Source organism: Streptomyces sp. DSM 42067 (genome assembly GCF_055792885.1).
In genome coordinates, this window is record NZ_CM147706.1 from 5535532 (window position 1) to 5558166 (window position 22635).

A 22635-nucleotide genomic window follows, 5' to 3' on the forward strand; every position below is an offset into this window, starting at 1 on the left:
TGTGGCGACAAGTTCAAGGATTTACGACCATCGCTCGCGACGGCGGGGCTAACGTGAGCAATCGGGCGCCTCGGGATTCCTTGGGACGTCCCCGACTTAGAACAGGGATTCGTCCGGTAATTCGCGGTACCGATGGAAAACTGGACCGGAGACCGTCGGGCGTGCAACGGTGCATGCCGGTGGCTCGAATGCTCCTGTGCGCCCCCACTGGCGGAACTGAGATCCTGGCTCGGCGCATCCCTCTGGGTAGTCAGAACGGGGGCCGGGCAGAGGCGCCGCCGGCGGGGAGAGCGCGGGCAACAGGGCACGTTTCGGGGGTAAGAGGGGGGAAGCAATGCCTCGTTGGAGGGAGCTGCCGCAGGAGCTCGATCCGCAGGTCAGGGAGTTTGCCAGCCAGCTGCGCAGGCTCGTCGACCGGAGCGGTTTGAGTATCGCCGCGGTGGCAGACCGCACCGGCTACAGCAAGACGTCGTGGGAGCGCTATCTGAACGGCCGGCTGCTCGCGCCCAAGGGCGCGATCGTCGCGCTGGCCGAGGTGACCGGAACCAACCCCATCCATCTGACGACCATGTGGGAGCTCGCGGAGCGCGCCTGGAGCCGCTCCGAGATGCGCCACGACATGACCATGGAAGCGATCCGGATATCCCAGGCGCGCGCCGCGCTCGGGGAGTTCGGACCGACCCCGGTCAAGAGCAAGAACGGCCGGACCGCCCAGAAGAGCGCCGGTGTTGGGACGGCGGGCCCGGTCGCGGGCGTGGCCGGCCCCGCCGGGGTGGCCCCCAGCGTTCCGCTGCAGCCCTCCGCGCCGGACATGGAGGGAGTCCCGGCCGGAGACGGCCGGGGTCCCGTCGCAGCGCCGCCCGGACGCCCCGGCCCGGCAGGCACGGCGCCCGGCCCCGGCGGCTCGCCCGACCGGCAGCGGCGGGGGCGCAGACTGACGATGTTCCTCGCGGGCGTCGTCGGCGCGCTCATCGTGATCGCCGCCGCCGTCCTGCTCGTCGACCCGGGCGACGACACCAAGGGCGGCACCGAAGGCAAGGCGCCCTCGGCCACGCCGACCACGAGCAACGCGAATCTGCCGGAAGGCGTCCAGTGCAGCGGCAAGGACTGCACGGGCAAGGACCCGGAGACCATGGGCTGCGGCGGGGAGTTGGCGAGGACCACCACCAGCGTCACGGTGGGTACGGCCCTCGTCGAGGTCCGCTACAGCAAGACCTGCGGCGCGGCCTGGGCGCGCATCACCCAGGCGGCCGCAGGCGACAAGGTCCAGATCACCTCCGGGGCAACCGAGCAGGACGGCACGGTCGACGGCGACGCCGACGCGTATACGCCGATGGTGGCCGTCAAGGACGCCACCGACGCGATGGCCTGCGCAACCCTGAAGGCTGGTCAGAAGGGCTGCACCGAGTAGTACTTCGTGACGCCGCCGGGAGTGCTGAGGGTCTCCACGGCGGCGTCAGAAGGGTCCGTGAGAAGTAATTCCAACGAGTTCGGGAAATGGGGGAATGCCTGCCCCGGTCCGGGGCAGGCGGACAATACCCCCACGGGAGTGCGGTGCTGTCAAGGACACCATTCGCACCCCGGCACCCCACGGCGGCCGCCGTTGCCCCACCTCTCCCGGGCAGGCGGCCGCCGCTTCTGTGCGTGGCAGCGGCATGTCCGACCGCTGTCCCGGATCAGGGCATGGCCGAGATCAGTGGCATGCACCCCGTACCGGTGGCATTGCCCCCGCACCGGCGGCATGGGCGCGATTCGGTGTCGTGCGCGCCGTATCGGCGACAAGGGCCCCGGTTCGGCGGCATGCACCCCGTATCAGTGACATACGCCCCGTATCCGCGCCATGTGGGCCGGGCCACAGGGGTGTGGGGGGCCACCGTGTCCCAGGCGCGATAGCCTGACCGGTGGATCTCTTGACGCCGAGAGATCGATCAAAGACCGCTGTCCTACGGAGATCGCCATGACCCGCACTCCCGTGAATGTCACCGTCACCGGCGCGGCCGGCCAGATCGGATACGCGCTGCTCTTCCGCATCGCCTCCGGTCAGCTGCTGGGCGCGGACGTGCCGGTCAAGCTGCGTCTGCTGGAGATCACCCCGGCGCTGAAGGCCGCCGAGGGCACCGCCATGGAGCTGGACGACTGTGCGTTCCCGCTGCTCCAGGGCATCGAGATCACCGACGACCCGAACGTCGCCTTCGACGGTGCCAACGTGGCGCTGCTGGTCGGCGCCCGTCCCCGCACCAAGGGCATGGAGCGCGGTGACCTCCTCGAGGCCAACGGCGGCATCTTCAAGCCGCAGGGCAAGGCCATCAACGACCACGCCGCGGACGACATCAAGGTCCTCGTCGTCGGCAACCCGGCCAACACCAACGCCCTCATCGCCCAGGCCGCCGCGCCGGACGTACCGGCCGAGCGCTTCACCGCGATGACCCGCCTCGACCACAACCGCGCGCTCACCCAGCTCGCGAAGAAGACGGGCACCACGGTCGCCGACATCAAGCGCCTGACCATCTGGGGCAACCACTCCGCCACCCAGTACCCGGACATCTTCCACGCCACGGTCGCCGGCAAGAACGCCGCCGAGACCGTGAACGACGAGAAGTGGCTGGCCGAGGACTTCATCCCGACCGTGGCCAAGCGCGGCGCCGCGATCATCGAGGCCCGTGGCGCGTCGTCGGCCGCCTCCGCCGCCAACGCCGCCATCGACCACGTGTACACCTGGGTCAACGGCACGGCCGAGGGCAACTGGACCTCCATGGGCATCCCGTCGGACGGCTCGTACGGCGTCCCGGAGGGCCTGATCTCCTCCTTCCCCGTCACCACCAAGGACGGCAAGTACGAGATCGTCCAGGGCCTGGAGATCAACGAGTTCTCCCGCGCCCGTATCGACGCCTCGGTCCAGGAGCTGTCCGAGGAGCGCGAGGCGGTTCGCGCGCTGGGCCTCATCTGAGCCGCAGTCGCTGACCAGCATTGACGTAAGGCCTCGGTCCGTTACCGGACCGAGGCCTTCCGCGTACGGGGCTGTCACAGGACTGCAATGCGGTGTGCATGGATGTAACGGCACAAAGCCATGCATGATCAATAACATGACCGATCGCCGCACTTTTCTTGCCGGTTCGGCCGCGACCCTCGGTCTCGCCACCCTGGCCGGATGCTCATCGGACGGGAAGGACTCCGGCACCGGCGCGGAGTCCGGCACCGGCGCGGAGTCCGGCACCGTTCCCGGACCCGCCTCCGCGAAGCCCGCCGTCGCACGCCGAGAAGACCGCCCGAACCTCGTCGTCATCCTCGCCGACGACCTCGGGTACGGCGAGGCCGGAGCGTACGGCCAGAAGATCATCAACACCCCGCGGATCGACCGTCTGGCCACCGAGGGACTACGTTTCACCTCGGCCTACTCGCCCGCACCGGTCTGCGCCCCCTCGCGCTGCTCGCTGCTCACGGGGCTGCACAGCGGCCACGCGACCGTACGCCAGAACCCCTTCCACGCGCCGCAGGGCTCCCTCACCGCGAACGACACCACCTTCGCCGAGGTGCTGCGCGCCCGCGGCTACCGCACCGCCGTCATCGGCAAGTGGGGCTTCGGCCCGGAGCAGGCCGGCCAGCCCAGCCACCCCAACTCCCGTGGCTTCGAGGAGTTCTACGGCTACATCAGCCACCGCCACGCGCACAGCTACTACCCGTCGTATCTCTGGCACAACGGCGAAGAGGTGCCCCTGGACGGGAAGACGTACGCCCCCGACCTCATCACGGCACGCGCGCTCGACTTCATCGCCGGCCACGCCGACGAGCCGTTTCTGCTGTACCTGGCCCCCACGGTGCCGCACGCACCCAGCGACATCCCGGAGTTCGGGGAGTACGCCCACGAGCCGTGGCCGGACGCCGACAAGGGGCACGCCGCGCAGGTCGCCTACTTCGACACCCTCGTCGGCCAGGTCGCCGACAAGCTCACCGCGCTCGGCATCGCCCACGACACCGTCGTGCTCGTCGCCAGCGACAACGGCCCGCATGAGGAGGGCGGCGTCGACCCCGACCGGTTCGACGCGAACGGTCCGCTGCGCGGCTACAAGCGGAACCTGTACGAGGGCGGCATCCGTACACCGCTGATCGCCTGGGGCCCGGGCCGGATCGCGGCGGGGACGACGGACCGGCCGACCCCGCTCACCGATCTGCTCCCCACGCTCGCCGACCTGGCGGGCGCGCCCGCACCGACCGACATCGACGGGCTGTCGGCGGCCCCGTTGCTGACGGGCGACGCCAAGGCCGCCGCCGCCCGCCACGACGCGCTGTACTTCTACCGCAACGACCCCGCCTCGACGCCCCGCGCCAACGCCCAGGACAAGGGCCGCATCCGCCGCCTCGCCGAGGCGGTACGCCAGGACGACTGGAAGCTGGTCCGCTTCGCCCCCGGCCGCGACCGGACGGCCCCCGACTCCCAGTGGAGCGCCGAGCTGTACCGCCTCTCCACGGACCTCGGCGAGACCGACGACCTGGCGGCGACCCACCCCCGCAAGGTGGCGGAGCTGGTCGCGGCCGCGCGCTCCGCATGGGTCGACGACTATCGCCGCAAGCCCTTCGGCGTAAGGATCGGTCCCCTACCCGAAAATGCTCTCGCCCACGAGGAGTTCACGCTGGAGGCCGTGCTCGGCAACGGCTCGGCCCGCGTCTGGACGGATGTCCGGCTGACCCTGACCACGCCCGAAGGCTGGCAGGTGCACGCCCTGACCGAGTCCCAGGCCGCCCGCCTGCCCGCCGGCACAACCCTCACCACACGCTGGCGCATCACACCCACCACCACCCCCGCCGGCACCTGGCAGCTGACGGCCGTGGGCACGGCCCGCACGACGGGAAACGTGTCGCTGCGCTACGAGAGGACACGGACGCTGGGGACGCCGCGGACGGCGGGTTCTGTGTAAGGGCAAGGGATCAAGGAGCTGCGCGGCTCTCCGCGCAGCCAGGCCCTGTTCGGAATTGAGATCATGAGTTCGGGGGCAATTGACGGCGGAGGGTGTCAGGGCTTGGCCACCAGGAGCTGCGTTGCCTGCGCCGGGCGGCCGTTCATGGTGTTCACGGGGATCTCGCGGGTGGCGATCGGGTTGAAGTCGGTGAGCAAGTCGTGGAGCCAGTCCAGCTCGTGATGGCGGCACACCGCGCCGTCACTGGTTTCGAAGATGCCGTAGGTGCCGTACTTCGGTGCGAACTCGTCGTAGCGGGAGCGGTTGCGCCGGTCGTCCTGCAGGCACAGGTCGCTGACGTAGAGGAGTCCACCGGGCCGTAGCACTCGGTGCAGTCCTGTGATCAGCTTGCGCTGCCCGGCATCGGTGGGCATGCACGTCAGCACCGCGAAGAGCAGCACTGCGTCGATGCTGCCCGTGGGGTGAGGCAGATTGGGCGGATTGGTCAGCACGGTGAAGCGTGCGCCGGGGTGTTCTTGCCGGGCTCGGGCGATGAGGTTGGGGGCGATGTCCACGCCTTCGACGTTCTTGAAGCCGTGCTCGGCGAGGACGCCGGTCAGCCGCCCGTAGCCGCATCCGTAGTCAAGGATGTGAGCCTGACGATCGACGTCGGCCAGCCACAACGGCTCTACCGGATGACCAAACGTCTTCGCGGTCCCCGTGACGTTCCAGTAGTTCCGCTGATTAGCAAGATCGGTCACAGCGATGAGCATCCCATAGCAGGACCCGGCCTCGTGAGCGCGCTCCGGTGCTGAGTACTTTCGTTGAGACGCCAGCTCATCAAGGCGCGGAGCGGAACACCGCAAGGTCGAGCCGTGCGGTGACGGGGTCCGGGAACCGGCCGTCCTGCACATCGGATTGCAGCTTCCGCAGCCCTGCTTCGTACACCGCGTCGGGCAGCTCGGCCAGCGGGCTCAACGAGCGAGTACGGACCCTTTCCACCAGCTCGTCGCCGCCACCGGCGATCGTCTGGTCAACGTTGAGGTGGGCCTCGCGGTGCAGTCCGACGCCGGCGAGCAAGGTGGTGATCTCGGCCAGGTGCAGGCTTGCTGCTGTTCACGGGGCCCAGGCCGACGGGAAGTAGCGGTACAGCGGCAGGTGGTCCGGCGGGCCGAAGCCTCCACGGAGAAGGAGGCGGCCGCCGGGCATCAGGACACGGCGCAAGCCGCGGGCGAATGCCGGCAAATCCTCGATGTGATGGATGACTTGAGAGGCCCACACCGCGTCGAGAACCTCGTCTCCGAAGGGCAGGGCCTCTGCCGCTGCGGCGATGACCGGGATCGTCGGCGGGCAGGCCGAGCGGCAGACACGGAGCATCGCGGCGGACGGCTCACAGGCGATGACGGCAGCGCCGTTGCAGGTCCGTGCCAGTGCACCGCGGACGACGAGCCCGGCGGCGCCTCGCAGATCGTCGGCCGCGCCCGCCAGGCACTTGAGGGGGCGCCCAGTGGTTAGCGATCGGTGGCCTTCGGATGCCCGGTCCCTGCGTACGTGATCCAGCACGTTCTGCGCTCGATGTCGGTCAGATACCAGATCCTGCCTCCACCCGTGACCTCGAGCTGCCACTGCTCGCAGACCTGACCGCGGTACCTGCCGTGGGCCAGCGTGCCCTTGAGCCGGTGGTGACGTGGCGTCTCGTCAAGTGGCCTCGGATCGGTCCGCATGACGATCCACATCCGATAGGTGTTGTCCTTTGCTTGCTGGGCCAGGCATTCCCAGCCCTTCGCGGAAGCTCCGTCGGCGAAGCGCACCTCCCACTGGTCCGCTGGTGCAGGCGGTGCGGCGCGGTCTCCCCGCCCCGCCGTCACGCGATGGTCCGTGGGTCGGGCGCGGGGCCGAAGTCCTCGTCGTGATCCCTGGTGAGTGCGGCCCGGACTTCCGGATCCGAGTACGCCTCAGCGGTGTGCTGCCACGCGACGAGCAGCTGGGCCACAGAGGCGTTGTTGTTCAGCGATTCGGCTGCCCGCATGGTGTCGACCAGTTCGACGGCGAAGGCGTGGACGTCGGCCTCGGGCAGAAAGTGCACCCATGGGAAGGCGTCGGGCAACAGATCGAGGAGTAGTTCCACGCTGCCGGGCTCGCGCCTGGCCATCGCTGCCAGTAGATGCGTGGCCGCGGCGACAACCGACTGGTCCTGCTCCGCACGCGAGGCCGTCGTCAGCACCAGGTCCTCGCCGTCGCGGCGGTGAAGTACGAGTCTTGGGGACTCCTCGAGTCTGGCCAGCGTCTGCCGGTTCTTGTTGACGAGCTCGGAGAAGTTCACGGATGCACCCTGTGCGCTCATGACTTTGAAATTACTTCGAATGTCCGGCGCGCGCTATCGCCCATACGGGCGTTCCCTTGCGGCCCCGTCTGAAGGGCCGCCCACACCGTCTTGCCGTCGAGCAGCGGCGTCACGCCGCATTCGGCCGACAGTGCGGAGACGAGGGGTAGCCCGCGGCCCGAGTCTCGTGAGGTGTCGGGATCCGGAGGTCCAGTGCGGATGGCGGGCAGCGTGCGGCCGAAGTCCTTCACTTCGATGAGCAGGTCCGACTCGCTACGGCGCAGCGTCAGCTCGTACGACGGGTTCTCTGTGTGCCGGACGTTGCCGACGAGTTCCGTGGCGACCAGCACGCCGTCGTCGATCAGGTCGTCCAGGCCCCAGTGGCTCAGCAGCGCCGCCACGATGCGGCGGACGTGCGCGAGCCGGTCCGGGCTGTAGTGCAGGCGGAGGGTGACCTGGTGGTCGGTGAAGTGGCGGAGGGGGAGGAGGGGCGTGGGCATGCACGGCTCCTGGGCGTGGGAATCGTCAACCCCTCCTGCTGGAAGGGCGGTTGCGTCTACGACAACGAGCATGACGGGTGACGAGTCACGTAGGCAATTGTTCGTTACGAGATTCGTCTCTTCGGAACGAAGTGGCATATGCGGCTGTACAGGTCCCACGGCGCGGGACATCATCTGGGCATGGCTCAGAGCGACATGCCCACCATGCGAAGTCGACGACTCGGCGGTGAACTGCGCCGTCTGCGTATCGATGCCGGCCTCAAGGTCCAAGACGCGGCTGATGCGTTGGAGTGCGGCCACCCGAAGGTCAGCCAGATCGAGACGGGAAAGCGCGGTATCAGGGCTCTCGACCTGACCACTTTGCTCAATCTCTATGGTGTCGAGGACGAGGCGTACAGGGCCGGCCTTCGTCGCCTGGCCAAGGAGATCCACAAGGTTGACTGGTGGAGCGCCCAAGGTCCCTTGCTGCAAGACTCGTTGAAGGACTACTTGACGCTGGAGGCGGACTCGGAAGCGGTCTGTGCGTACGAGCCGTTCGTGCTGCCTGGACTGCTGCAGACCGAGGCGTACATGCGCGGCATCTTCGAGTCCAGCCGTCACCGGGCGAACGTGGATGTCCTGGTCGAGACTCGCCTGAAGCGCAAGGAACTGCTCTCCGGCGATGAATTCCTCCTGCGCACCGTGATCGACGCGCCTGCGCTGCATCGCATCAACGGGTCCCGAGAGGTCGTACGGGAGCAGCTTGATTACCTGCTAGAGGCGGGACGCCGACCCAACGTGACGATTCAGGTGCTTCCTCTCGACGCGTCACTTCCCACTGCGCAGTACGGCCCGGTTCACATCTTCACGCTGAGGGGAGAAGCGGGTTCCGACGTCGCATGGCTGGAGCACATGGCGGGTGGTACGTTGCTGGAACAGCGGCAGCACGTACAGGTGTACGTCCAAGCCTGGAATGAACTGACGGCCGCAGCGCTCTCACCAACTGCGTCCCAGCGGTACATCCGGGACCTGCTCAGGGAAAGTGAATCGTGACGTTCGCGAAGCATGCGCCAAGCCCTGGTATCGGCCAACTGGACGGTCTGATCTGGCGCAAGAGCACCTACAGCGGTGCCGAGAACGCCTGCGTCGAACACTCCCCCCTCCCGTCCGGCCGGCATGCCGTGCGTGACTCCAAGGATCCCGGCCGCGGAACCCTCCATTTCGGGCCGGGCGCGTGGCGCGCGTTCGTCGAGTCCTGGCGCTGACGCGGCAGGGCCCGCAGCGGTGAGTTCGGTCAATTCACCGGCTGCTACGTCCCTGGTCGTAGGTCCTGGTCCGGGCCGGGCCTCGTTCCTCGGGTCGATACGGAGCCGTGTCGCGGCTCAGTAGCCTGCCTGCATGGACACACGGGATACGAGCGGTGTGCTCGACGAGGCGCTGGAGCGGTTGCATGCCGCGGGGCCGGAGCGGCTCGGGCGGCTCACCAATCACGCTCCGATGGTGGTCGAGGCGCTGGCCGCGCATGGACGGTCGGGTGCGGTGCACCGCTGGCTGGATCTGTACGAGGCGAAGCTCGAGGAGTTCCCCGGCCCTGTGGAGACCGTGACCGACGCCAACTGGCATGCCGCGCTGGGCGATTCGCGCAGGGTCGCCGACTGGATCGCGTACTTCACACGGGCCGTCGGCGAAGCCTCCTGGAGAGGCGTTCTCGCTGAGTGGTGGCCGCGCCTGCTGCACGGGATGTACGGAGGCTCCACTCATCCCGTGATCCGGGTGGGCCACGCCGTGCGTTCTCTCATCGAGGGCGGGGAGAGCGCGCCGCGTCTCGCCGAGCTCGCCCGCGGGCTCGGCTACTGGGCCGCCAGGCATCATCCGCTCTCCGGCATCGCGCTGGTTTCCGCTGCCCATGAGGCCCGTGACGCCGACGAGGCGCTGGACGCCGTGCCGCCGGTCTCTGATCCGCACGGCGGCTTCCCCGCCCGGCTGGCCCTCGTCGAACGGCTGCCCGCTTGGGCGAGCGAGGTGACCGACCCGGACGCGGCCAGGCAGCGGCTCGCCGAGCTGGTGCGTGCCGCGACTCATCGCTACGCAACCCATGGCCACGGCAACGAGATCATGCTGGTCCACACGGCGACGGCACCCAGCGCCGTACTGCGCACGCTTCCCGCTCTGCCCGGCGAACTGTGGGCGCCGAGCCTCCACGCGGCGTGGCTGGCGTCGGCGGCCGTGACGGCGATGTACGCGCCGAGCGAGCCCGTCCTCTATGTGCCGCCCGGTCGCATCACCGCCGAGGAAGCCCTCGAGCGCGCCCTGTCGCACGGCGACGAACACGTCATCAAGCTGACCGACACCGCACTGGACATCGGTGACGAACAGGCGCTCGCCGCCGCTCTGCGCGCCATCGAGCTCAGCGAGCCGATTTCCTGAATGGCGAATGCCCGTAGCGGCGATTCTGTGAATGCCCTCGCGATGGTTCTTCTAGGCGTGCGTCCCTGCGCGCGCCTTTTGCTACTGCCCGGTATCCCTCTGATTCATGTCTCTTGCGTCACTTTCTCAGGCAATATCGCTACTCAGCGTATTTTCAGGGTCCTAGGTCTCCATTCCTAGTGGTATCGCGCACTTTCGCCGTCGGGCCGTCATGTTCTGGGCCTTTGCGGGCAGGCCTCACGGTTGCGGTGTGTAGCGGCGCTCGGCGCGGCGGCGGCTACGGTGAATTCGGGTGGAGAGCCGTAAGACATGCATATGCGGTGACATAGAGCACTTTCAGCTGACCCGTGTGCATGCTTTCCGCCTGGCAGGGCAGGTGCCCGCGATCGCCGAAAGTGATCGGCGTGCAGAAAGACGGAGTGGAAGGCCAAACAGGACGTGTCGTCGCACAAGACCATTCATGTGGGCGGAGAGTGGCGCAGCGCCCTCTCCGGTGCCACGCGGGAGATTCTCGACCCGGCGGACGCGAAGCCGTTCGCCGTGATCGCCGAGGGTGGTGCCGAGGACGCGGACGCCGCCATCGCTGCCGCCCGTGCCGCATTCGACCAGGGCCCCTGGCCCACGACGCCCGTCGCCGAGCGGGCCGCGCTGCTGCGCCGGGTCGCCGACCTGCTCCGCCGCGACCGCGAGGAGCTCGGCCTGCTGGAGAGCCGCGACGCGGGCAAGACGGTGGAGGAAGGGCGCGTCGACATCGACTGTGTCGCCGACGCCTTCGTCTACTTCGCCGACCTCGTGGCCGCGGAGGGCGCGGGCCGTGTCGTCGACGCCGGGACGGACACCGTCCACAGCGTCGTCGTGCACGAGCCCGTCGGCGTCTGCGCGCTCATCACGCCCTGGAACTACCCGCTGCTGCAGGCCAGCTGGAAGATCGCACCCGCGCTGGCGGCTGGCAACACGTTCGTCGTCAAGCCGAGCGAGATCACCCCGATGACGACCGTCGCGCTGATCGGCCTGCTCGTCGAGGCCGGGCTGCCCGCCGGGGTCGCCAACATCGTGACGGGCCCCGGTCATTCGGTCGGTGCGCGGTTCGCCGAGCACCCGGACGTCGACCTCGTGTCGTTCACGGGCGGGCTCGTCAGCGGTACGAAGGTCGCTCAGGCCGCGGCTGTCGGCGTCAAGAAGGTCGCCCTCGAGCTTGGGGGCAAGAACCCCAATGTCGTGTTCGCCGACGCCTGCGCCACCGACGAAGGCTTCGACACCGCCGTCGACCAGGCGCTCAACGCCGCCTTCATCCACAGCGGCCAGGTGTGCTCCGCGGGTTCCCGGCTCATCATCGAGGAGTCGGTGCGCGAGCGCTTCGTCGCCGAACTCGCGCGCCGGGCCGCAAAGATCCGGCTCGGCCGCGGCACCGAGGACGGCGTCGAGTGCGGACCGCTCGTATCCGAGCAGCAGCGCGCGAAGACGGAGGGCTACGTGGCCTCCGCGCTGGAAGAGGGCGCGGTGCTGGTGACCGGCGGGCAGCGGCCCGAGCCGTCCGGCATCCGGCCCGCCACCGGCTACTTCTACGAGCCGACCGTCCTCGACGGCTGCCACCGCGAGATGCGGGTCGTGCGGGAGGAGGTCTTCGGTCCTGTGCTCACCGTCGAGACCTTCCGCACCGAGGACGAGGCCGTCGCCCTCGCCAACGACACCGAGTACGGGCTCGCGGGCGCCGTCTGGACCGCCGATGCGGGGCGCGCCCGGCGCGTCGCAGGACGCCTGCGGCACGGCACCGTGTGGATCAACGACTTCCACCCCTACCTCCCGCAGGCCGAGTGGGGCGGCTTCGGCAAGAGCGGGGTCGGCCGCGAACTCGGGCCCGCCGGGCTCGCCGAGTACCGCGAGAGCAAGCACGTCTACCAGAACCTGGACCCGCGCCCGGTGCGGTGGTTCGCGGGTTGAGCGGAGGCCGCTGAACCCGCCGTCGTACCCCTCGGTACGACCCCATACGCGCGGTAAGACCCCATACGCGCAGCACCTTGCACGACAGAGGAGCAACACACACATGTCTGAGTACGACTACGTCGTCATCGGCGGCGGCACCGCGGGATCCGTGATCGCGTCCCGTCTGACCGAGAACCCGGACGTCCGCGTCGCCGTCATCGAGGGCGGGCCCAGCGACGTCGACCGGGAGGACGTCCTCACCCTGCGCCGCTGGATGGGCCTGCTCGGCGGAGACCTCGACTACGACTACCCGACGACCGAGCAGCCGCGCGGCAACTCGCACATCCGGCACAGCCGCGCCCGCGTACTCGGCGGCTGCTCCTCGCACAACACCCTCATCTCCTTCAAGCCGCTGCCGTCCGACTGGGACGAGTGGGAGCGGGCCGGCGCCAAGGGCTGGGGCGCCGTGCAGATGGAGGCGTACTACGCACGACTGCTCAACAACATCGTGGCCGTGGACGAGCAGGACCGGAACGCCATCGCGCGTGACTTCGTCGACGCCGCGCAGGCCGCGCTCGGGGTTCCGCGCATCGAGGGCTTCAACAAGAAGCCGTTCGACGAGGGCGTCGGCTTCTTCGACCTCGCGTACCACCCGGAGAACAACAAGCGGTCGAGCGCTTCGGTCGCGTATCTGCATCCCTTCCTCGACCGGTCCAACCTCGACATCTGGCTGGAGACCTGGGCGTACAGGCTGGAGTTCGACGGCACGCGTGTGAAGGGTGTGCACGTCCGGACCAAGGACGGCGAGGAGGTCCTCGTCGAGGCGAAGCGGGAAGTGCTGCTGTGCGCGGGCGCGGTGGACTCGCCGCGGCTGCTGATGCACTCCGGCATCGGCGCGAAGGCGGACCTGGAGCGGCTCGGCATACCCGTCGTGCACGATCTGCCGGGCGTCGGCGAGAACCTGCTCGACCACCCGGAGTCCGTCATCGTGTGGGAGACGAACGGGCCGATCCCCGAGAACTCCGCGATGGACAGCGACGCGGGGTTGTTCGTGCGGCGGGATCCCGAACACCCGGGCCCTGACCTGATGTTCCACTTCTACCAGGTCCCGTTCACCGACAACCCGGAGCGGCTCGGCTACGAACGGCCCGAGCACGGCGTCTCGATGACCCCGAACATCCCCAAGCCCAAGAGCCGCGGCCGGATCTACCTGACCAGCGCCGACCCGGAGGCCAAGCCCGCCCTCGACTTTCGCTACTTCACGGACGAGGACGACTACGACGGCCGCACCCTCGTCGACGGCATCAAGATCGCCCGCGAGATCGCCAAGACCGAACCGCTCGCGAGCTGGCTGAAGCGCGAGGTGTGCCCGGGACCCGGGATCACCGGTGACGAGGAGCTCAGCGAGTACGCGCGCAAGGTCGCGCACACCGTGTACCACCCGGCGGGCACCTGCCGCATGGGGGCGGTCGACGACGAACTCGCCGTTGTCGACCCGGAATTGAAGATCCGCGGGCTCGACGGCATCCGTATCGCCGACGCGTCCGTCTTCCCGACGATGCCCGCGGTCAACCCGATGATCGGGGTGCTGATGGTCGGGGAGAAGGCCGCCGAGCTGCTGCGGGGTGATGCGTGATGAGTACGACTGCTGCCACCGCCGTGGCCCCCGCGAAGGCGCCCGCCGGCGCTCCCGTCTTCTCCGTCGACGGTCTGTGGAAGGTCTTCGGACCGAAGGCTGACCGTGTACCCGCCGATCCGGAGCTGGCCGCGCTCAGCCCGGCCGAACTGCGGCAGCGCACGGGCTGCAACGCCGCCGTCCGGGACGTGAGCTTCGACGTCCGCAAGGGCGAGGTCTTCGTCGTCATGGGCCTGTCCGGCTCCGGCAAGTCCACGCTCGTACGCTGCCTGACCCGGCTCATCGAGCCGACGTACGGAAAGATCGCCATCGAGGGCGAGGACGTGCTGGGCATGGACAAGTCCCGGCTGCGCGAACTCCGCCGCCACCGGGCGGCCATGGTCTTCCAGCACTTCGGGCTACTGCCGCACCGGTCCGTCCTCGACAACGTCGCGTACGGCCTCGAGATCCAGGGCGTCGGCAAGGCCGAGCGCCGGGAGAAGGCCCAGGAGGTCATCGCCAAGGTCGGCCTCGAGGGCATGGAGCAGCGCCGTCCCGGGCAGCTCTCCGGCGGTCAGCAGCAGCGTGTCGGCCTGGCCCGGGCGCTCGCTGTCGACCCCGAAGTGCTGCTCTTCGACGAGCCGTTCAGCGCGCTCGACCCGCTGATCCGGCGCGACATGCAGGAGGAGGTCATCCGCCTGCACCGCGAAGAGGGCCGCACCATGGTCTTCATCACCCACGACCTGAACGAGGCGCTGCGCCTCGGCGACCGCATCGCGCTGATGCGCGACGGCCGCATCGTGCAGCTCGGCACGCCCGAGGAGATCGTCGGGTCGCCCGCCGACGACTACGTACGCGAGTTCGTGCGGGACGTGCCGCGCGAGCAGGTCATGACGGTGCGTACGGCCATGCGTCCCGCGGGCGGGGACGAGGCGGGCCACGGCCCGGCCGTCGCCCCTGAGGCGACGGTGTCGGAGGCCATCGAGGCCGTCGCGCGCTCGGGGTTCCCGGCGCGTGTGATGGACGAGGGGCGGTGCGTGGGGGTCGTCGACTCGGAGGCGCTGCTCGGGGTGGTGGCAGGGACGGGGGAGACCGCCGAAAGCGGGGGTGCCGGGACGGGGGAGACCGCCGAAAGCGGGGGTGCCGGGACCGAGCCCGCCGACGTCCGGCCTGCCGTCTCCGGCGAGGAGGTGGCCTGATGGCTACCGCCACCGCGCCCGTTCCCCATACGGGAATCGCCGGCCTCGTCAGAGGACTGGTGCGCCGCCCCGCCGTCGGCAAGCTCCTGCTGCTCGCCGTCGTCGCGGCCGTCCTCGTGCCGGTCGTCCACGCCCGCTGGGCGAGCGGTGCCTGGCCCGACGCGCTGACCGTCGATCTGTCCGGGCCGCTCGGCAGCGCCAGTGACTGGATCATCGACAACCGCGACAGCCACCCGCTGTTCCTGTACTTCTTCGGGCACATCTCGAACGCCGTCACGCTGTCCGTACGCGCGGTCTATCTCGTGCTGCTGGCCGTCGGCTGGGCGGGTGTCACGGCCGCGGCCGGGCTGGTCGCCTGGCGCGTCGCCGGGGTGCGGCTCGCCCTCGGCACCGCCGTCGCGTTCCTCGTCTGCGGGCTGCTCGGCATGTGGGTGCCCACCATGCAGACGCTGGCGCTCATGGTGGTGGCGGTCGTCGCCTCCGTCGTGCTCGGCGCGCTGCTCGGGCTCGCCGCGGGGCTCTCCGACCGTATGTACCGCGCGCTGCGGCCCGTCCTCGACACCATGCAGGTGCTGCCCGCCTTCGCGTATCTGCTGCCGGTCGTGCTCGTCTTCGGTATCGGCGTCCCGGCGGCCGTTCTCGCCACCGTCGTGTACGCCGCGCCGCCGATGGCCCGGCTCACCGCGCTCGGACTGCGCGGTGCCGACGAGGGCGTGATGGAGGCCGTGGACTCCCTCGGCGCCACGGCGCGTCAGCGGCTGCTGACCGCCCGGCTGCCGCTGGCCCGCAAGGAGCTGCTGCTCGGCCTCAACCAGACGATCATGATGGCGCTGTCGATGGCCGTGATCGCCTCGGTGATCGGCGCGGGCGGTCTCGGTGACCGCGTGTACCAGGCCCTCGCCTCGGTGGACGTGGGAGCGGCGCTCGCCGCGGGCATCCCGATCGTGCTGCTCGCCGTGGTCCTGGACCGTACGACGGCGGCCGCGGGCGCCCGGCTCGGCGCGTCCGAGCCGGACCACGGCGCGCTCCGGGGCGGACGGGGCTGGGCGGCCGCTGCCGCGCTCACCGTCGTCGTGGCACTCGCAGGACGTTTCGCGGACCGCCTCGAGTGGCCCGGCGCCTGGACCGTCACCATCGCCGAGCCCGTCAACAACGCCGTCGACTGGATGACCGACCACCTCTACACCGGCGTCCCCTTCGTGGGCGGCACCGCCGACTGGGCCGGCCACTTCACGACCTGGGTCCTCGACCCGGTCCGCGACGGGCTGCAGTGGCTGCCCTGGTGGTCCGTCCTGCTGATCGTCGCGGCGCTCGCCTGGCTGATCGGCACCTGGCGCACCGCGCTCACCGCGGTCCTCGCCATGGCCGCGATCGGCGTCCTCGGCGTGTGGAAGCCGTCGCTGGACACGCTGTCGCAGGTCCTTGCGGCCGTCGCGGTGACCCTCGTCCTGGGTGTCGCGACCGGTGTCGCGGCCGCGCGCAGCGCCCGTGTGGACCGGATGCTCCGGCCCGTACTCGACGTGTTCCAGACGATGCCGCAGTTCGTGTACCTGATCCCGGTGGTGGCCCTGTTCGGCGTGGGCCGCGCGCCCGCCGTCGCCGCGGCGGTCGTCTACGCGCTGCCCGCCGTCGTCCGCATCACCGCGCAGGGCCTGCGCCAGGTCGACCCGGGCGCACTGGAGTCCGCCCGCTCGCTGGGCGCCACCGGCGGGCAGCAACTGCGCCAGGTGCAGCTCCCGCTGGCCCGCAGCGCCCTGCTGCTCGCGGTCAACCAGGGCGTCGTCCTCGTACTCGCCGTCGTCATCATCGGCGGCCTGGTCGGCGGCGGAGCGCTGGGCTACGACGTCGTGTTCGGGCTCGCCCAGGGCGACCTGGCGACCGGTCTGGTGGCCGGTGCCGCGATCGTCTGCCTGGGCCTGATGCTCGACCGGGTGACGCAGCCGGCTGAGCGGCACGCGAAGAAGGGAGCGTGACATGCGATTCCGTACCCGAATGACCAGCCTGGTCGCGGCCGGGGCCGCGCTGCTGGCGCTGACCGGCTGCGGCGCCGCCGACATGACCAAGCAGGCGTCGCCCTTCGCGGGCGCGCAGGACGCCAGGACCGTGACGCTCTCCGTGCAGTCCTGGGTGGGCGCCCAGGCCAACGTCGGCGTGGCGAAGTACCTGCTGGAGCACGAGCTCGGCTACCGCGTCGACACCGTGCAGATCGACGAGGTCCCCGCATGGGACGCGCTCAGCCAGGGCCGGGTGGACGCGATTCTGGAGGACTGGGGTCACCCGGACGAGGAAAAGCGGTACGTCGAGGACAAGAAGACCATCGCGAGCGCCGGCGAGCTCGGGGTCACCGGCCACATCGGCTGGTTCGTCCCGACGTACTTCGCCGAGGAGCACCCGGACGTCACGGACTGGAAGAACCTGAACAAGTACGCGGACGAGCTGCGCACCGCGGAGAGCGGCGGCAAGGGCCAGCTGCTCGACGGTTCGCCGTCGTACGTCACCAACGACAAGGCGCTGGTGGAGAACCTGGACCTGGACTTCCAGGTGGTGTTCGCCGGTTCCGAGGCCGCGCAGATCACCCAGATCAGGCAGTTCGCCAAGCAGAAGAAGCCGTTCCTGACGTACTGGTACCAGCCGCAGTGGCTCTTCGAGAAGGTGCCGATGACGGAGGTGAAGCTGCCCGCGTACAAGGAGGGCTGCGACGCCGACCCCGAGAAGGTCGCCTGCGCCTACCCGCACACGCCGCTGCAGAAGTACCTCAACGCGGACTTCGCGAAGACCGGCGGCAAGGCGGCGGAGTTCCTGAGGAACTTCACCTGGACGACCGAGGACCAGAACGAGGTGTCCCTGATGATCGCCGACCAGAAGATGTCGCCCGAGGAGGCGGCGAAGAAGTGGGTCGAGGGACATGAGTCCACGTGGAAGGCGTGGCTGCCGAAGTGATCCGCTGAGCGAACCGAAGTGGTCCCCCGTGCCGGGCGCCCCCCTCGCAGGGCGTCCGGCACGGGGGTGTCAGGGCGTTCCCCGAGCCCGCGTGCACCGAGTCCGTGTGCACCGAGTCCGTGTGCCCCGAGCCCGCGTGTCGCGTGACCGCGACGCTTACGCGCTCGGCACCTCCTCGTACAGCTTCGACACGTCCACGGACTCGTCCGCCGACGGGGTCTCGGTCGGCACGGGCTTGTCGTAGTCCTTGAACGTCGCCGTCACATCCTTGCCGTCGCCCTTCTTCGTCGTCCTGACCGGGTAGGGCTTGCCCTCGGTGGCGACGTACACGGTGTGCGTCACGCCCTCTTCCATGCCCGACACCGGGATGGTCGGCGTGCCGTCGACCGTCGTCGGATCGCCCTTCCGCAGGTCCTTGGCTTTGCGGGATTCCTCGGCGGCCTTCTCCTGGATCTCCTTGAGGTCGCAGACTCCTGCCAGGTCTCTCAGCAGAGAGTCGTCCGTGCTGCCGCGGATGTAGCGGTTCTTGAAGAGCTCGGCCGCGTTCTCGCCCTCGGCGCCGGGGACCTCCGTCTTCCAGTACTTCTCGTCCGCCTTCAGCCAGACCTGCTCGCCGCGCTTGACGAGCTCCACGTTGCCGCTGTCCTTGAACCGCATCGAGCCGTTGCAGTTGCCGTCGCGATCGAGGGTGAGGTCGGCGGACGAAACCTCGCCCCGGTCGAGGTCGGCGCTGTTTTCGTCGAGGGTGACACGGACGGACTGCGCGCTCGTGAACGCGTCAGCCGCCTTGTCGGCGATCTCCCGCGCGCTCAGGTCCTCGATGCCGTTCCCGGCGCTCGCCGTCGCTGCGGGCGCGCTGAGGGGGACGGCGACCAGTGCCGTGGTGCAGCCGGCGACCACCAGCAGGCGGCGGGCCCTGGAGGCCCTGGGCTGATCCGCGTACATCTTCAGGTGCATCGCGTACACCTCCTAGGGGCTCCAGGGGTATATCGCCATATATTTTACTTTTGAGTCAGAAGGGGCGCATGGGGAGCATGGCCAGGGCTTTCAGTGCCGTGCCCGGGCGGGCGCGGATGGGCGCCCCACTCCACCCGCGGCGGGCCCGCGCGCCCGCAGTGCCGCGCTCAGGAACGCAGACGTCGGGCGAAGTCGGCCAGTGCGGCTGTCGCGCGGTGTTGCAGGCCCCCGCCGAAGGTGATGCGGGTGGCGCCGAGTTCGCCCAGCTCGGCGAGCGACGACGGCGCGGCGTACGCCGGGGCGACCACGTTGACCGGCCCCTGAATGCCCGCCCGCAGCAGCGGCAGTACACCGACGGGAGCGCCGATCGGATACACGCAGTCCGCGCCCGCGGCCACATACAGCGCGGCCCGCTCGATCGCCCGCTCGGGCGCGGCGACGCCGCGGATGAACGTGTCCACGCGCGCGTTGAGGAAGATCCGCTCGCCCGCGGCCTCCCTCACCTCCGCGAGCCAGTCGGCGTGCTGCCGCGGGTCCTTGAGGACGCCCTGGTGGGAGTCCTCAAGGTTGCAGCCCACCGCACCCGTCTCCAGGAGCCGCTCCACCAGTTCCTTCGGCGGCAGCCCGTAGCCGCCCTCGATGTCCGCGGACACCGGGACGTCGACCGCCCGGGCGATCCGGGCGACCGCCGCGAACATCTCGTCGGCGGGCGTCGCCCCGTCCTCGTACCCGAGGGAGGCGGCGACGCCCGCGCTGGGCGTCGCCAGTGCCGGAAACCCGGCCTCCACGAACACCCGCGCGCTGGCCGCGTCCCACGGCCCGGGAAGGACGAGAGGATCGTCGGGCAGACGCCCGTGGTGCAGGGCGCGGAACGCGTCGGCAGCGCTCTCGGCAGGGCTCATGTGTGATCGCCCGGCTGATAGTGCCCCGGGACCATCCGCGTGGTCACACCGAACCGATTCCACGCGTTGATCACCGTGATCGCCGCGATCAGCTGCGCGAGCTCGGACTCGTCGAAGTGCTTGGCGGCCTTCTCGTACACCTCGTCCGGTACGAATCCGTCCGTGAGGACGGTGACCGCCTCGGTGAGCTCGATCGCCGCGAGTTCCTTCTCGGTGTAGAAGTGCTGCGACTCCTCCCAGGCGCTGAGCTGGATGATGCGCTCCACGCTCTCTCCCGCCGCGAGGGCGTCCTTCGTGTGCATGTCCAGGCAGAACGCGCAGTGGTTGAGCTGCGAGGCGCGGATCTTCACCAGCTCCAGAAGTGTCGGGTCCACGCCCTGACGGGCCGCCGCGTCCAGCCGGACCATGGCCTTGTACACCTCGGGCGCGAGCTTCGCCCAGGGCAGGCGGGGGGTGTGCTCAGGGGCGTATGAGGTGTCCGCTGCGGTGTTCCCGTGGGTGCTGTCGTTGCTCGTCATGCCGTTGACCCTATGACCGGAGTAGCCCAGGGGTATGGTCCATTTCCATGGTGGAATCCTGGGCCAATCTCGGCGTGGACCTGCATATCGACCCGAGTCGTACGGGCAGCGGTTCCGGCCTGCGGAAGGGGCTGACCGACGCCCTGCGCGACGCGGTCCGCAGCGGACGGCTGGCGCCCGGCACACGCCTGCCGTCGTCCCGCTCGCTCGCGGCCGACCTGGGCATCGCCCGCAACACGGTCGCCGACGCCTACGCGGATCTGGTGGCCGAGGGCTGGCTCACCACCCGGCAGGGCTCGGGTACCCGGGTCGCCGAGCGGGCCGTTCCGGCGCCGAGCCGCCCGGCGCCCCGGCGCAGGGCGGCCGGCCGCCCGACGTACGACCTGACGCCCGGCAGCCCCGACCTGGGTTCGTTCCCGCGCAGCGAGTGGCTCAAGGCCGCCCGCCGTGCACTGGTCGCCGCACCGAACGACGCCCTCGGCTACGGCGACCCGCGCGGCCGCGTCGAACTGCGCACCGCCCTCTCGGGCTATCTGGCACGCGCGCGTGGCGTGCACGCCGATCCGGAACGGATCCTGATCTGCGCCGGTTTCGCCCACGCACTGATGCTGCTCGGTGCCGCCCTCGGGGAGCGCGGTGTCAGGGACGTGGCCGTGGAGTCGTACGGGCTGGACGTCTTCTGGAAGGTGCTGACCCGTGCCGGGCTGGGCGTCCCGCCGCTGCCGTTCGACGAACTGGGCACATCCACTCGCGAGTTGGACGACATGCGGCCGGGCGCCGTGCTGCTGACGCCCGCGCACCAGTTCCCCATGGGCATGCCGCTGCACCCCGACCGGCGGGCCGCCGCCGTCGACTGGGCGCGACGCAGCGGCGGACTGATCCTGGAGGACGACTACGACGGGGAGTTCCGCTACGACCGGCAGCCGGTAGACCCTACACCCTGGTAACTCAGAAAGACCACAGGTCAGAGGGCATGCGAAAGCCCCCGCCGCGCGTCTCAGCGACGTACGACAGGGGCGCTTCCGTGTCCGGTCAGGGATGACTACGCGAACCGGTGCCCAACGCAGGTGCGTGGTCAGGGCAGGCGTACAGGGTCACTCCGGGGCCGCTCACACGCTCAATCCAGCGGACTGCCACAGGGGCGGTAGTCCATGCGTGGCAGCGGCAGCACACAGCCCCGTGAACGGGCGTAGGAGCGGCTTTCAGGGCTTCTCGGGTCATGCGCTCACCTCCGCTGAGACGAACGCAGCAGCGGGGAACGGGGCACCCTCGTACGTGTACGGGTAGTCAACGCCCATGGTGGCCAGCGCAGCAGCACGGCGGCGCTGGCGAATCAGGTTGAGTTCCAGGGTGGTTTCCGCTTGCTGCCGGAACAGCTCTCGAGCCTGCGCTTTGGTCGGTCCGGTCCACGGTTGGGACCACGGACTGACAGGGACGGGATCGATGCACTCAGCGAGGAATGCGGCGGAATGGCGTCCGGGGTTGCTCCGGCGGGTCCATGGCAGTACGGAGAGCACCCAGAGAAGGGCGCGGGCGATAGCATCGCGCATGGTCGTTCAGCTCCTATGCAAGCTGTTCGGCAAGCCCCGATGGACCGGGCCTAATCGGTCTGTCGGGGCGCTTTGGTTTTCGGTGGTTCGGAGGGGGACGGGAAAGCCCCGCCTATGCGCCACGGGGGGACGTACGCACAGACGGGGCAGCCGACACGCTGAGCCTTGATTCGCCGTCTCTCAGCGCGCCGGGGTCATTCGTCCCGCGTTACGCGGGCATGGTCCGTGACGACACGGCGGAAGAGGTCATGACCAGTCCGGCCGGTATGGCGAAGGCACCAGTCCTGAGCGTCTTCCTGCTCACCCTGGGGGCCGGATGTCTCCTCACACTCCGACGTGGTCGCGCAGAAGGCTTCGAAGATCCACCCGCCCTCTTCCACGTGCCGGATGGTGTGGCCTACGAAGCGCATGACGCTTCGGGTCATACGACTGCCTCAGCGGACGTTGCCGGGTCTTCGTCGTCGTCATCCTCGCTGGTGTCCGGCGCAGGCAAGCGGAGCCCCCGACTCTCAGCGATTCGCAGCGCGTCAGTCAGGCACTCCGCCAGGCGCACCGCCGTGTACCTGACCTCAGCGTTGGGGGTCATGGGGTCTTCCAGCACCTTGCGGGCTTGCTTGAGAACGTCCTCACCCATGGCAAGCTGCACGGCCTCAAAGTCGTCAGCGAGCCGAGACAGGAAACCGCCTTCGTCGCTGGTGCTCAACATGCACCGCTTGCCGTCCTCAGTCACCCAGGGCAGCAACCGGGGCGTCTGTCCCGTCGACACGTCGGCAAGGTGCTGCCGTCGCTGCCGGTCGCCTTCCGTTCTCTGCATTGCTTCGGCCCCCTTCGCAGTTGGTCAGTAAGGGGGACCGTATGAGCAGACAGAGCGTCAATCCACGTGCGCAAAGCGGTAGTTCAGCAACCCAGC

23 protein-coding genes and 1 pseudogene are annotated in these 22635 nt (G+C 69.5%); 12 read left to right on the forward strand and 12 right to left on the reverse strand.

Features of this window, described 5'->3' with window-relative positions:
* Positions 1-334: 334 nt before the first annotated feature.
* From ACSMXV_RS25405 to ACSMXV_RS25415, 3 genes are all read left to right on the forward strand, one after another.
* Positions 335-1411: an XRE family transcriptional regulator gene (locus ACSMXV_RS25405; protein ID WP_473173543.1), complete on the forward strand. Its 1077-nt coding sequence runs from the start codon at positions 335-337 to the stop codon at positions 1409-1411.
* Between the two features lie 546 nt (positions 1412-1957).
* Positions 1958-2947: a malate dehydrogenase gene (locus ACSMXV_RS25410; protein ID WP_181659170.1), complete on the forward strand. Its 990-nt coding sequence runs from the start codon at positions 1958-1960 to the stop codon at positions 2945-2947.
* 136 nt (positions 2948-3083) lie between these two features.
* On the forward strand, positions 3084-4913 hold the full coding sequence (locus ACSMXV_RS25415; protein ID WP_473173544.1) for a sulfatase-like hydrolase/transferase: 1830 nt from the start codon (positions 3084-3086) through the stop codon (positions 4911-4913).
* Positions 4914-5008: 95 nt separating this feature from the next.
* On the opposite strand, the gene ACSMXV_RS25420 is transcribed toward ACSMXV_RS25415, so the two are convergent.
* The 6 genes from ACSMXV_RS25420 to ACSMXV_RS25445 all read right to left on the reverse strand — a co-directional run bounded on the left by ACSMXV_RS25420 (position 5009) and on the right by ACSMXV_RS25445 (position 7715).
* The gene (locus tag ACSMXV_RS25420; protein ID WP_473173545.1) at positions 5009-5653 is read right to left on the reverse strand and encodes a class I SAM-dependent methyltransferase; all 645 of its coding nucleotides are present in this window, start codon (positions 5651-5653) and stop codon (positions 5009-5011) included.
* A 79-nt stretch (positions 5654-5732) separates the two neighbouring features.
* Positions 5733-5972 (reverse strand): hypothetical protein, encoded by a 240-nt coding sequence (locus ACSMXV_RS25425; RefSeq protein ID WP_473173546.1) that lies wholly within the window; start codon positions 5970-5972, stop codon positions 5733-5735.
* 36 nt (positions 5973-6008) lie between these two features.
* Complete coding sequence (locus ACSMXV_RS25430) at positions 6009-6518, reverse strand: class I SAM-dependent methyltransferase (RefSeq protein ID WP_473173547.1); 510 nt, start codon at positions 6516-6518, stop codon at positions 6009-6011.
* Positions 6404-6760: a hypothetical protein gene (locus ACSMXV_RS25435; RefSeq protein WP_473173548.1), complete on the reverse strand. Its 357-nt coding sequence runs from the start codon at positions 6758-6760 to the stop codon at positions 6404-6406. The genes ACSMXV_RS25430 and ACSMXV_RS25435 overlap by 115 nt, the downstream gene beginning before the upstream one ends.
* Entirely contained in the window at positions 6757-7236 is a 480-nt protein-coding gene (locus tag ACSMXV_RS25440) for a hypothetical protein (RefSeq protein WP_473173549.1), read from the reverse strand. Before ACSMXV_RS25440 ends, ACSMXV_RS25435 begins: the two co-directional genes overlap by 4 nt.
* A complete protein-coding gene (locus tag ACSMXV_RS25445) occupies positions 7233-7715 on the reverse strand; it encodes an ATP-binding protein (protein WP_473173550.1) in 483 nt (160 codons plus the stop codon). The genes ACSMXV_RS25440 and ACSMXV_RS25445 overlap by 4 nt, the downstream gene beginning before the upstream one ends.
* Before the next feature lie 180 nt (positions 7716-7895).
* Between ACSMXV_RS25445 and ACSMXV_RS25450 the strand changes: the two genes are divergently transcribed.
* The 8 genes from ACSMXV_RS25450 to ACSMXV_RS25485 all read left to right on the forward strand — a co-directional run bounded on the left by ACSMXV_RS25450 (position 7896) and on the right by ACSMXV_RS25485 (position 17798).
* On the forward strand, positions 7896-8747 hold the full coding sequence (locus ACSMXV_RS25450; RefSeq protein WP_473173551.1) for a helix-turn-helix domain-containing protein: 852 nt from the start codon (positions 7896-7898) through the stop codon (positions 8745-8747).
* Entirely contained in the window at positions 8744-8959 is a 216-nt protein-coding gene (locus ACSMXV_RS25455) for a DUF397 domain-containing protein (RefSeq protein WP_473173552.1), read from the forward strand. The genes ACSMXV_RS25450 and ACSMXV_RS25455 overlap by 4 nt, the downstream gene beginning before the upstream one ends.
* A 133-nt stretch (positions 8960-9092) precedes the next feature.
* Positions 9093-10121 carry a questin oxidase family protein gene (locus ACSMXV_RS25460; protein ID WP_473173553.1) on the forward strand — a complete coding sequence of 343 codons (1029 nt, stop codon included), beginning with the start codon at positions 9093-9095 and terminating at the stop codon, positions 10119-10121.
* Positions 10122-10559: 438 nt separating this feature from the next.
* A complete protein-coding gene (locus ACSMXV_RS25465) occupies positions 10560-12062 on the forward strand; it encodes an aldehyde dehydrogenase family protein (RefSeq protein WP_473173554.1) in 1503 nt (500 codons plus the stop codon).
* A gap of 103 nt (positions 12063-12165) precedes the next feature.
* Positions 12166-13680 (forward strand): GMC family oxidoreductase, encoded by a 1515-nt coding sequence (locus tag ACSMXV_RS25470; protein WP_473173555.1) that lies wholly within the window; start codon positions 12166-12168, stop codon positions 13678-13680.
* The gene (locus ACSMXV_RS25475; RefSeq protein ID WP_473173556.1) at positions 13680-14858 is read left to right on the forward strand and encodes a quaternary amine ABC transporter ATP-binding protein; all 1179 of its coding nucleotides are present in this window, start codon (positions 13680-13682) and stop codon (positions 14856-14858) included. Before ACSMXV_RS25470 ends, ACSMXV_RS25475 begins: the two co-directional genes overlap by 1 nt.
* Entirely contained in the window at positions 14858-16831 is a 1974-nt protein-coding gene (locus ACSMXV_RS25480; protein WP_473173557.1) for an ABC transporter permease, read from the forward strand. Before ACSMXV_RS25475 ends, ACSMXV_RS25480 begins: the two co-directional genes overlap by 1 nt.
* Before the next feature lies 1 nt (position 16832).
* Positions 16833-17798 (forward strand): ABC transporter substrate-binding protein, encoded by a 966-nt coding sequence (locus ACSMXV_RS25485; RefSeq protein ID WP_473173558.1) that lies wholly within the window; start codon positions 16833-16835, stop codon positions 17796-17798.
* Positions 17799-17954: 156 nt separating this feature from the next.
* Here the strand turns inward: ACSMXV_RS25485 and ACSMXV_RS25490 are convergent, their stop codons facing one another.
* From ACSMXV_RS25490 to ACSMXV_RS25500, 3 genes are all read right to left on the reverse strand, one after another.
* Complete coding sequence (locus ACSMXV_RS25490) at positions 17955-18755, reverse strand: hypothetical protein (protein ID WP_473173559.1); 801 nt, start codon at positions 18753-18755, stop codon at positions 17955-17957.
* A gap of 167 nt (positions 18756-18922) precedes the next feature.
* Entirely contained in the window at positions 18923-19657 is a 735-nt protein-coding gene (locus ACSMXV_RS25495) for an isocitrate lyase/PEP mutase family protein (RefSeq protein WP_473173560.1), read from the reverse strand.
* On the reverse strand, positions 19654-20175 hold the full coding sequence (locus ACSMXV_RS25500; RefSeq protein ID WP_473173561.1) for a carboxymuconolactone decarboxylase family protein: 522 nt from the start codon (positions 20173-20175) through the stop codon (positions 19654-19656). Before ACSMXV_RS25500 ends, ACSMXV_RS25495 begins: the two co-directional genes overlap by 4 nt.
* 47 nt (positions 20176-20222) lie before the next feature.
* Between ACSMXV_RS25500 and ACSMXV_RS25505 the strand changes: the two are divergent.
* A pseudogene (locus ACSMXV_RS25505) lies at positions 20223-21104 on the forward strand (aminotransferase-like domain-containing protein); the annotation flags it as partial.
* 288 nt (positions 21105-21392) lie between these two features.
* On the opposite strand, the gene ACSMXV_RS25510 reads toward ACSMXV_RS25505, so the two are convergent.
* From ACSMXV_RS25510 to ACSMXV_RS25520, 3 genes are all read right to left on the reverse strand, one after another.
* Positions 21393-21725, reverse strand: coding sequence for a hypothetical protein (locus ACSMXV_RS25510; RefSeq protein WP_473173562.1), 333 nt, complete (start codon positions 21723-21725; stop codon positions 21393-21395).
* Positions 21726-21919: 194 nt separating this feature from the next.
* Positions 21920-22150, reverse strand: a complete 231-nt coding sequence (locus tag ACSMXV_RS25515; protein ID WP_473173563.1) for a DUF7848 domain-containing protein — start codon at positions 22148-22150, stop codon at positions 21920-21922.
* Positions 22147-22539, reverse strand: a complete 393-nt coding sequence (locus tag ACSMXV_RS25520; RefSeq protein WP_473173564.1) for a hypothetical protein — start codon at positions 22537-22539, stop codon at positions 22147-22149. Before ACSMXV_RS25520 ends, ACSMXV_RS25515 begins: the two co-directional genes overlap by 4 nt.
* Between the last annotated feature and the right edge of the window lie 96 nt (positions 22540-22635).

What these genes read in the sequence shown, in the direction of transcription:
- ACSMXV_RS25405 (WP_473173543.1), top strand. Translation starts at nt 335, where the DNA reads ATGCCTCGTTGGAGGGAGCTGCCGCAGGAGCTCGATCCGCAGGTCAGG.
- ACSMXV_RS25410 (WP_181659170.1), top strand. Translation starts at nt 1,958, where the DNA reads ATGACCCGCACTCCCGTGAATGTCACCGTCACCGGCGCGGCCGGCCAG.
- ACSMXV_RS25415 (WP_473173544.1), top strand. Translation starts at nt 3,084, where the DNA reads ATGACCGATCGCCGCACTTTTCTTGCCGGTTCGGCCGCGACCCTCGGT.
- ACSMXV_RS25440 (WP_473173549.1), bottom strand. Translation starts at nt 7,236, where the DNA reads ATGAGCGCACAGGGTGCATCCGTGAACTTCTCCGAGCTCGTCAACAAG.
- ACSMXV_RS25445 (WP_473173550.1), bottom strand. Translation starts at nt 7,715, where the DNA reads ATGCCCACGCCCCTCCTCCCCCTCCGCCACTTCACCGACCACCAGGTC.
- ACSMXV_RS25450 (WP_473173551.1), top strand. Translation starts at nt 7,896, where the DNA reads ATGGCTCAGAGCGACATGCCCACCATGCGAAGTCGACGACTCGGCGGT.
- ACSMXV_RS25460 (WP_473173553.1), top strand. Translation starts at nt 9,093, where the DNA reads ATGGACACACGGGATACGAGCGGTGTGCTCGACGAGGCGCTGGAGCGG.
- ACSMXV_RS25470 (WP_473173555.1), top strand. Translation starts at nt 12,166, where the DNA reads ATGTCTGAGTACGACTACGTCGTCATCGGCGGCGGCACCGCGGGATCC.
- ACSMXV_RS25475 (WP_473173556.1), top strand. Translation starts at nt 13,680, where the DNA reads ATGAGTACGACTGCTGCCACCGCCGTGGCCCCCGCGAAGGCGCCCGCC.
- ACSMXV_RS25480 (WP_473173557.1), top strand. Translation starts at nt 14,858, where the DNA reads ATGGCTACCGCCACCGCGCCCGTTCCCCATACGGGAATCGCCGGCCTC.
- ACSMXV_RS25485 (WP_473173558.1), top strand. Translation starts at nt 16,833, where the DNA reads ATGCGATTCCGTACCCGAATGACCAGCCTGGTCGCGGCCGGGGCCGCG.
- ACSMXV_RS25490 (WP_473173559.1), bottom strand. Translation starts at nt 18,755, where the DNA reads ATGCACCTGAAGATGTACGCGGATCAGCCCAGGGCCTCCAGGGCCCGC.
- ACSMXV_RS25495 (WP_473173560.1), bottom strand. Translation starts at nt 19,657, where the DNA reads ATGAGCCCTGCCGAGAGCGCTGCCGACGCGTTCCGCGCCCTGCACCAC.
- ACSMXV_RS25500 (WP_473173561.1), bottom strand. Translation starts at nt 20,175, where the DNA reads ATGACGAGCAACGACAGCACCCACGGGAACACCGCAGCGGACACCTCA.
- ACSMXV_RS25510 (WP_473173562.1), bottom strand. Translation starts at nt 21,725, where the DNA reads ATGCGCGATGCTATCGCCCGCGCCCTTCTCTGGGTGCTCTCCGTACTG.
- ACSMXV_RS25515 (WP_473173563.1), bottom strand. Translation starts at nt 22,150, where the DNA reads ATGACCCGAAGCGTCATGCGCTTCGTAGGCCACACCATCCGGCACGTG.
- ACSMXV_RS25520 (WP_473173564.1), bottom strand. Translation starts at nt 22,539, where the DNA reads ATGCAGAGAACGGAAGGCGACCGGCAGCGACGGCAGCACCTTGCCGAC.